The following is a 903-nucleotide window of genomic DNA, read 5'->3' on the forward strand; positions in this document are numbered from 1 at the left end:
TCACCCGTCCGCCGCTCGTCATCTTCTAGCAAGCTAGAAATGTTACCGCTCGACTTGCATGTGTTAAGCCTGCCGCCAGCGTTCAATCTGAGCCATGATCAAACTCTTCAATTAAAAATCGTTTGTGATGTACCGCTTACCGAAGTAAACAAGTAACATTTGCTCAATGAATTCTGTCGTGATATTTATCCGAAGATAAATATCGCATTACATATATAAGTATATATTTATCTGTGTGACATCATCATTAAGCGTTTTTTGCTTCCAAAGGAAACTAAGTAAAACAACTGTAATGTGAGTGCTCACACAAATTGCATGATAACTAATTGTTAAAGAACTCTCTTTAAAAGAGAAGCAGTAAACGCATTCGTTACTCGCTTTTAACTCCTTGCTAACGTTGCCGTTTGCCCGAAGCAGGATGCGCATTGTACGCAACCAGATTTTAATGTCAACACTTAATTTATAAAATAAATCAGTGTTGTTAAAACCTTATTTATTATGCTGATTAAGTAATCAATCTAATAAATAAAGTCTGAGTAAAAAGCCCGACTCAAATGAGTCGGGCTTCTCAAAACTAGAAGTTTAGCTATGTCCCGCTACGCTCTCACATGGGCTTTTCTGCGACATAAGTCACACTACCATCGGCGCTATTGCGTTTCATCTTCCAAACTAAAATTAGAAGTTTAGCTATGTCCCGTTACGCTCTCACATGGGCTTTTCTGCGACATAAGTCACACTACCATCGGCGCTATTGCGTTTCATTTTCCAAACTAAAATAGAAGTTTAGCAATGTCCTACTCTCACATGGGAACTCCCACACTACCATCGGCGCAACTGCGTTTCACTTCTGAGTTCGGAATGGAGTCAGGTGGGACCACAGCGCTATTGTCGCTAAACAAAAAG

Annotated in this window: 2 rRNA genes; both read right to left on the minus strand. The window is 40.0% G+C overall.

Going from position 1 to position 903, the window contains the following annotated elements:
* Nucleotides 1-114 (minus strand): 16S ribosomal RNA (locus ND2E_RS0121905); the annotation flags it as partial.
* Nucleotides 115-781: 667 nt separating this feature from the next.
* Nucleotides 782-896, minus strand: a 5S ribosomal RNA gene (rrf, locus tag ND2E_RS04190).
* Between the last annotated feature and the right edge of the window lie 7 nt (nucleotides 897-903).

The organism is Colwellia psychrerythraea (assembly GCF_000764225.1).
In the GTDB taxonomy this organism is placed as follows: domain Bacteria; phylum Pseudomonadota; class Gammaproteobacteria; order Enterobacterales; family Alteromonadaceae; genus Colwellia; species Colwellia psychrerythraea_D.